The following is a 7,169-nucleotide window of genomic DNA, read 5'->3' as shown; positions in this document are numbered from 1 at the left end:
GCTTCCGCTTTTCTTTGTCTAGCTACAGCGCCTAGGGGCTCGAGGTCATAAGGCAGTCCATCAAGAAGGTTAAAGTACAACCTTCCTGCTGGACTGCCTTATGCTTGTCGCCCCTGATCAAGCCGCTTCCGCTTTTCTTTGTCCAGCTACAGCGCCTAGGGGCTCGAGGTCATAAGTCATTCCATCAAGAAGGTTAAAGTACAACCTTCCCGCTGGACTGCCTTATGCTTGTCGCCCCTGATCAAGCCGCTTCCGCTTTTCTTTGTCTAGCTGCAGCGCCTAGGGGCTCGAGGTCATAAGTCATTCCATCAAGAAGGTTAAAGTACAACCTTCCTGCTGGACTGCCTTATGCTTGTCGCCCCTGATCAAGCCGCTTCCGCTTTTCTATTTGTCGTTCAACGCTACTACACCAGGTAAAGCCTTGCCTTCCATAAACTCTAGGGAAGCACCGCCGCCAGTGGAAATATGGCTCATCCGGTCTGCAAGATAGAATTTTTCTACAGCTGCTGCAGAGTCCCCGCCGCCAATAACGGAATATGTATCATTAGCTTCTGCTAAGCTTTCCGCCACTGCTCTTGTTCCTCCAGCAAATTTATCCCATTCAAACACACCCATTGGTCCATTCCAGATGACTAGCTTTGAATTTTGGATCACATCGCTGTAGATTTCGGCCGTTTTCGGTCCGATATCAAGGGCTTGCCAATCGGCTGGAATTTCATCAATTGCAACCGTTTTTGTGTTTGCTTCTACGGAGAAATCATCAGCAATGACAGCATCAACTGGCATATAGAAGTTAACTCCCTTTTCTTGGGCTTTCTTCATAAATGATTTTGCCAAATCTATCTTATCTTCTTCTAAAAGTGATTTTCCTATTTCATGGCCATTTGCCTTTACGAACGTATAAGCCAAGCCGCCGCCTATGATTAAGTTATCTACCTTTTCAAGCAGATTATCAATCACGCCAATTTTATCCTTTACTTTTGCCCCGCCAATAATCGCTGTAAATGGGCGCTCTGGATTAGATAGAGCTTTTCCTAACACCTCTAGCTCCTTCTCCATTAAAAGTCCTGATACAGCTGGAAGATGATGAGCAATTCCTTCTGTTGAAGCATGTGCACGGTGTGCTGCTCCGAACGCATCGTTCACATAAAGATCAGCTAATTCAGCAAATGCTTTCGCTAGCTCAGGATCATTTTTCTCTTCGCCAGGATAGAAACGAACATTTTCAAGAAGCATAACGTCTCCTTCGTTCATTGTTCCGATCATTTCTTTAACCGCATCTCCATATGCTTCATCTGCTTTTTTCACTTCTTTTCCAAGAAGCTCAGACAAACGAGCAGCGACCGGTGTCAGGCGCAATTCATCGACTGCCTGTCCCTTTGGACGTCCAAGATGACTGGCTAGAATTACTTTTGCTCCTTGATCTGTTAAGTATTGAATCGTTGGCAGTGCAGCGCGGATTCGTGTTTCATCAGTCACTTTGCCATCTTTCATCGGTACATTGAAATCCACACGGCAAAATACCTTTTTCCCTTTTAAATCCACATCTTTAACGCTTTTTTTGTTCATCGCAAAATGACCCCCACATGTTTACAAATAAGTAGTACTTGCTTAGGCTTACACCCATGCAAAAATAATTGCGAAAACTCTTCATAGAAAAAGGAGAGGGGTTTGTTCCCCGCTCCCCTTTACCATATATCATTATAGACGTTTGCACTTTCAATTTCCAATATGTTTAAAACATTCCAAGGAATTTTATCACGGATTAACAGGCAGTAATTCCCCTACTGATGGAAGATTCACTTTATAAACCTTTTTGTGCGATGTATTCTACAAGGTCAACCACACGGTTTGAATAGCCGCTTTCGTTGTCATACCAAGAAATGACTTTAACCATGCTGCCTTCCATCACCATTGTAGATAGGGCATCAATCGTTGATGAAGCAGGGTCTCCATTATAATCTCCAGATACAAGCGGCTCTTCGCTGTATGCTAAGATACCTTTTAATTCACCTTCAGCCGCTTCTTTAAATGCTGCGTTTACTTCTTCAGCTGTAACTTCTTTTTCTAATTCAGCAACTAAATCAACTAAAGAAACATTCGGCGTTGGCACACGAACTGCTCCGCCATTTAATTTGCCCTTCAATTCAGGCAATACAAGGGAAACAGCTTTGGCAGCCCCAGTTGTTGTTGGAATGATATTCTCCGCAGCCGCACGAGCACGACGGTAATCTTTATGCGGCAAATCAAGAATTTGCTGGTCATTTGTATAAGAGTGAATCGTTGTCATCATTCCGCGCTTGATGCCAAATTTATCATTCAGCACTTTCGCAAAAGGCGCAAGACAGTTTGTTGTACATGACGCATTTGAAATGACATGGTGGTTTGCTGGATCATAGCTTTCATGGTTTACACCCATAACTACTGTAATATCTTCATTCGTTGCAGGTGCAGAAATAATAACTTTCTTTGCCCCAGCTTCTAAATGCTTTGCTGCATCTTCACGCTTCGTAAAACGGCCTGTTGATTCAATAACCACTTCAACGCCTAAGTCTCCCCATCCAAGCTGAGCAGGATCACGTTCTGCGATTACTTTTACTTTATGTCCGCCAACAACAAGATAATCCCCATCAACAGATACGTTTTCATTTAATGTTCCGTGAACAGAATCATATTTTAAAAGATGTGCCAGCATGTTTGCATCTGTTAAATCATTTACTGCGACAATCTCTATATTCGGGTTCTTTAATGCTGCACGAAAAACTACACGACCAATTCTTCCAAATCCATTAATACCAACTTTTACTGCCATTTTAACTTCCTCCCTTGTAGGATAAAATTGTATTGAAAAAGGGATTTACCCTTCTAATAAACATTTCGCTGCACCTTCATCCGTAACGAGTACGGTTGATTGCGGTGCTTGTTTCATATAAGCGGCAATCGCTTTTGCCTTTGTTTTTCCTCCTGCAACTGCAATGACATCCGGAATAGCAGAAAGATCCTGCAGCTGGAGTCCAATCGTTTGAACTTTATGGACGACCTCGCCATTTTTATTGAAATAATAGCCGAAAGCTTCCCCTTCTGCCTGTGCACCTTTAATTTTTGCCAGAGCTTCAATGCTAGATTTTCGGCGTTCTGCCATTGTAATAGCGTCTCCAATCCCATGTAAAACCATGCTTGCTGACTTGATCATTTTCAGAACTTCGCTAATTTCCCGTTCCTTAATAATAGATTCATACATCTCCTTACTTACTTGATCGGGGATATATAGGACACGGTGTTTAGAATTCGTCCGGTCAGCCATTGCTGCACAGATGGAGTTGGCTTGATTTTTTACATCCTCACCGATTCCGCCTCTAGCAGGGACAAATAGACAGCTTTGCGTTGCTTCTAATGGGGTTAACATATCTGCTACGGCCGCAATGGTTGAGCCGCCTGTTACAGCAATAATATTTTCCCCTTTAAGATTGGATTTCATCCGATTGGCAGCAGCTCTGCCCAATTCTGTTTTCACCCAAGGAGATTCATCGCAATCACCAGAGACGATGATAACCTTCTGAATGCCTAGCTTACGCTGCAAATTCTCCTCCATGGCACTAATGCCCGAAATTTCTCTAATGACACTGCTTAGTTTATCAAGCAATTCCTTGCCATCTGATGTCAGACTCATTCCTGCGGTTGATGAGGCAATTAGATTTTGGTCTTTTAAAAATTCAACCTCACTTCTTAATACCCTTTCCGTTAAGCCTAAACTCAGACTTAAGCTTCTTCTGCCTACAGGTTCCATTAGCCCAATATAGTGAAGAATATGATAGCGTTTTTGCATAACGATTAATAAATCAGGCAATAATCTTTTTTGAACATCAATTAAAGAGTACATTGATTTCATCCTCCTGGACATTTTTTGTCCCTCGTAGACATATTATGTCCCGATTGAAGCAAAAAAAATCACTCCTGCTATAACTACATTTTAACAGGAGTAATAAGTGAATTCAATTAAAAAGATTTACTTTTTTCTGAAAACGCTTCACTAATGGTTAGATAATCAATTTGTCCATATTGAATTTCTTTCCCATCGATTTCAACCACCGGTATCATAATTCCATACTTTTCCGTCAATTTATCGCTCGTATCAATATCAATTTCTTCTAAAATAAAATTCCATTCTTCCTGTAATTCTAAAATGATCTTTTTTGCTTTATCACATAATGAACAGCGGCTTCGTGTATAGAGCACTAGTGTACGTTTGTTCATTGTTATTCTCCCTTCATTCATAGCGTTTTCTTTTAGATGAAGAAGGAATTCCGAGCTGATCCCGGTATTTCGCAACCGTTCTTCGCGAAACAACCATCCCCTCTTGCTCTTCCAGCAACCGAACGATTTCCTGATCAGACAGTGGCTTTTGTTTATTTTCCCCTTCCACCAATTGACTGATGATCGTCTTTACTTGCTTTGACGAGGTATTCTCATCTGATGTCGTCTTTATCGTGCTGGAGAAGAAGGATCTTAATTCATACGTGCCAAACGGGGTTTGTGCATATTTCTCTCTGACTGCACGGCTAACCGTAGACTCATGAATCTCCAGCTCATCTGCAATCTCCTTCATTGTCATCGGACGTAGATATGCAGGTCCATTCATAAAAAAGTCCCGCTGTTTTTCCACTATCTTCAAAGAGACCTTTGTTAATGTTTCTTTTCTTTGCTCAATGCTCTTCATGATCCATTGATAATCCTGCTGATTTTCCTGAATAAAACGATTGACTGTCTTATCTTGATTAGAAGAAAACTTTTCATAGTACGCACTGTTAAAACTAATTTTCGGCAATGCTTCATCATATATACTGACTGTAAAGGATTCCCCATTCCATTTAATCACAACATCCGGCACTATGTAAGCAGACTTTTCGTGTTGAAAGGAGGAAGCTGGTCTTGGATTTAATGTTTGAATAAAATCGAATACCTCTTGAATCTCATTCAATTTTACATTGAGAGTTTTTGATATATCCTTCCATTTCTTTTCAGCAAAAGGAAGGAAATGCTTTTCTACGATTTCTTCTGCAAGAACATACCTCTTCTCACAGCGCCGTAATTGCAATAAGAGGCATTCCTGCAAATTGCGGGCGCCAATCCCAGCGGGTTCTAATCCTTGCAGTAGGTTAAGATGTTCATAGACTTCTGCTTCCGTTATATTAAAATGAAGGGCTACTTCGCTTACCTCCGCACGAAAGTAACCGTTTTCATCGATACACTCGATTAAATAGTCAAATACTATTTTTCCATTTATAGTTAATCGATTGAGATCTACCTGTGACTTTAAATATTCGTCTAAATACGTCACAGTTTCCCCAATCTGTTCAATCCAGTTTTGTTTATCTTTATCCACTTTCTTGCGAGTTGGCTTTACTCGATCCTTCCGGGGGTCCATGGCTTGCACATTGCCAGGCTCAATCTGCAATAAGGGGTTTTCCAATGCTTTATTCTCTAAAAATGCAGAAAGCTCCTGTGTATTGTATTGCAGCAATGCAATTGCCTGCGTTAGCTCTTGCGTCATCGTTAGCTTCAAAGTTTGCTGCTGCCATAACCCTGCTTGTAAGTTCATTTTAATCCCCCCTCGTGTTCATTTTACAATAACGTGAAGGAATGTTGTATGGAAAAATATTGGCATGGGGATCTGTTGAAAATAAAATGTGATGGAGCGGGTGCTTCAATCACTTTATAATAATAGAGAAGATTCTTCAATGATTTAAGCATACAAGCCCTTTTTTAATAGAATTTTTCAAACAAGAGGAGGAAAACAAATGGACTTCATTGCGATTGATTTTGAGATCGCCAATAACCACATGAACAGTGCATGTTCTCTAGGAATGGTATTCATTCAGAACAATGAAATCATTAACGAAAAGTATTTTCTCATTCAGCCGCCTTCCCTTGAACTCGATCCAGAGATGTCAAAAATACATGGTCTTTCTTTTGATGATTTAAAGAACGCACCAAAATTTGATGAAGTGTGGGGGGAGATTAGCCATTATTTTCATAATGAGAGTTTATTTGTCGCACATAATGCGCAGTTCGATATGAATGTTTTGAAGAATTGCTTGAAAACCTATTCCATTGAAGCTCCTGAATTCGACTATGTGTGCAGCATTCCAATAAGTACTCGCGCCTGCAGCGGTGAAGGCATTGGCAGCTCATTAAAAGACCGCACAGAAAGATTTGGCATCACTCTTACTAATCACCATAACGCTTTAGATGATGCGAGGGCATGTGCGGAATTAGTTTTAACATGCATTGAAACCAAAAGAAGGAAATCGATCCATACCTATATTAGTACGTATAATTCAATACCGGTAAAGCGATTCTCAGAATTAAAGATTCAAACTGAATTTAAGAAGAGAAAAAAGAATTTTGCTAAATTATCCACAAAAGACATGGTTCCATCTACGAACGATTTTGATATCCACCACCCTTTTTATGGGAAGAATTTCGTTTTCACTGGTGAATTAAAAATGAATCGTGAGGAAGCCATGCAAAGAGTAGTGAACTTAGGCGGAATCATTAAAAGTGGAGTAAGTTCTAAAACAAATTATCTTGTAGTTGGAAAACAGGATCATTTCCTTGTTGGAAGCAGCGGTTTAAGTACGAAGGAAAGAAAGGCTTATGAGTTAATTGAAGAAGGGAAAGAACTTGAAATTATCACCGAAACTAAATTTAGAAAACTGCTGGATTGCCGCTTAATTTTATCGTCTATCGTACGAAAAAAATATGTAATAAACTAGGCATACTCCTTTTAGTAAAAAATTTCGAAAAATAACTGAAAAATTCCGGTTAAGTCGGGAAATACACATATTTCCTTAATAATAAAGGGAGTTTTTCCGCTTATATTATTCAAACCTTTGGATTTTGACTTTTTTAGAGCAGTTAAGCGGAATATCTCCGCTTATATCTGCCTTTTAAGCTTCCTCTTTATATATTAGGCGGAAATTCTCCGCCTAATATATACATGAAAATCACCAATAAAAAATAACAAAGCCTAGTAAAAAGCCGAAAACCCATGATTTGTTTGGGCTTTCGGCTTTTTGTTATGACATATTGATTTTAAACTAGCACCCTCAGCAGGAATCGAACCCACATTAAGAGTATAAAAAATCTATACAATAGTAGGTAAACAA

General features: G+C 40.0%; 6 protein-coding genes. 1 reads left to right on the top strand and 5 read right to left on the bottom strand.

The annotated features are described in order from the left end of the window. Window positions 1-384 precede the first annotated feature (384 nt). The 5 genes from C1726_RS14780 to rpoN form a co-directional block, all read right to left on the bottom strand. Window positions 385-1,569, bottom strand: coding sequence for a phosphoglycerate kinase (locus tag C1726_RS14780; RefSeq protein WP_102273863.1), 1,185 nt, complete (start codon window positions 1,567-1,569; stop codon window positions 385-387). Window positions 1,570-1,804: 235 nt separating this feature from the next. Beyond that, window positions 1,805-2,812, bottom strand: coding sequence for a type I glyceraldehyde-3-phosphate dehydrogenase (gene gap / locus C1726_RS14775; RefSeq protein WP_102273862.1), 1,008 nt, complete (start codon window positions 2,810-2,812; stop codon window positions 1,805-1,807). Window positions 2,813-2,857: 45 nt separating this feature from the next. Continuing rightward, window positions 2,858-3,880 (bottom strand): sugar-binding transcriptional regulator, encoded by a 1,023-nt coding sequence (locus tag C1726_RS14770; protein WP_102273861.1) that lies wholly within the window; start codon window positions 3,878-3,880, stop codon window positions 2,858-2,860. A 116-nt stretch (window positions 3,881-3,996) separates the two neighbouring features. Continuing rightward, complete coding sequence (locus C1726_RS14765; protein ID WP_102273860.1) at window positions 3,997-4,254, bottom strand: glutaredoxin family protein; 258 nt, start codon at window positions 4,252-4,254, stop codon at window positions 3,997-3,999. A 13-nt stretch (window positions 4,255-4,267) separates the two neighbouring features. After that, a complete protein-coding gene (gene rpoN / locus C1726_RS14760; RefSeq protein WP_102273859.1) occupies window positions 4,268-5,599 on the bottom strand; it encodes an RNA polymerase factor sigma-54 in 1,332 nt (443 codons plus the stop codon). A 199-nt stretch (window positions 5,600-5,798) separates the two neighbouring features. Between rpoN and C1726_RS14755 the strand changes: the two genes are divergently transcribed. Further along, window positions 5,799-6,776, top strand: a complete 978-nt coding sequence (locus C1726_RS14755; RefSeq protein WP_102273858.1) for an exonuclease domain-containing protein — start codon at window positions 5,799-5,801, stop codon at window positions 6,774-6,776. Window positions 6,777-7,169 lie beyond the last annotated feature (393 nt).

This window comes from Cytobacillus massiliigabonensis (assembly GCF_900199725.1).
GTDB classification, from domain to species: domain Bacteria; phylum Bacillota; class Bacilli; order Bacillales; family Cytobacillaceae; genus Cytobacillus; species Cytobacillus massiliigabonensis.
This window is presented reverse-complemented; position numbering and strand designations above follow the sequence as displayed.

What these genes read in the sequence shown, in the direction of transcription:
- gap (WP_102273862.1), bottom strand. Translation starts at nt 2,812, where the DNA reads ATGGCAGTAAAAGTTGGTATTAATGGATTTGGAAGAATTGGTCGTGTA.
- C1726_RS14765 (WP_102273860.1), bottom strand. Translation starts at nt 4,254, where the DNA reads ATGAACAAACGTACACTAGTGCTCTATACACGAAGCCGCTGTTCATTA.
- rpoN (WP_102273859.1), bottom strand. Translation starts at nt 5,599, where the DNA reads ATGAACTTACAAGCAGGGTTATGGCAGCAGCAAACTTTGAAGCTAACG.
- C1726_RS14780 (WP_102273863.1), bottom strand. Translation starts at nt 1,569, where the DNA reads ATGAACAAAAAAAGCGTTAAAGATGTGGATTTAAAAGGGAAAAAGGTA.
- C1726_RS14770 (WP_102273861.1), bottom strand. Translation starts at nt 3,880, where the DNA reads ATGTACTCTTTAATTGATGTTCAAAAAAGATTATTGCCTGATTTATTA.
- C1726_RS14755 (WP_102273858.1), top strand. Translation starts at nt 5,799, where the DNA reads ATGGACTTCATTGCGATTGATTTTGAGATCGCCAATAACCACATGAAC.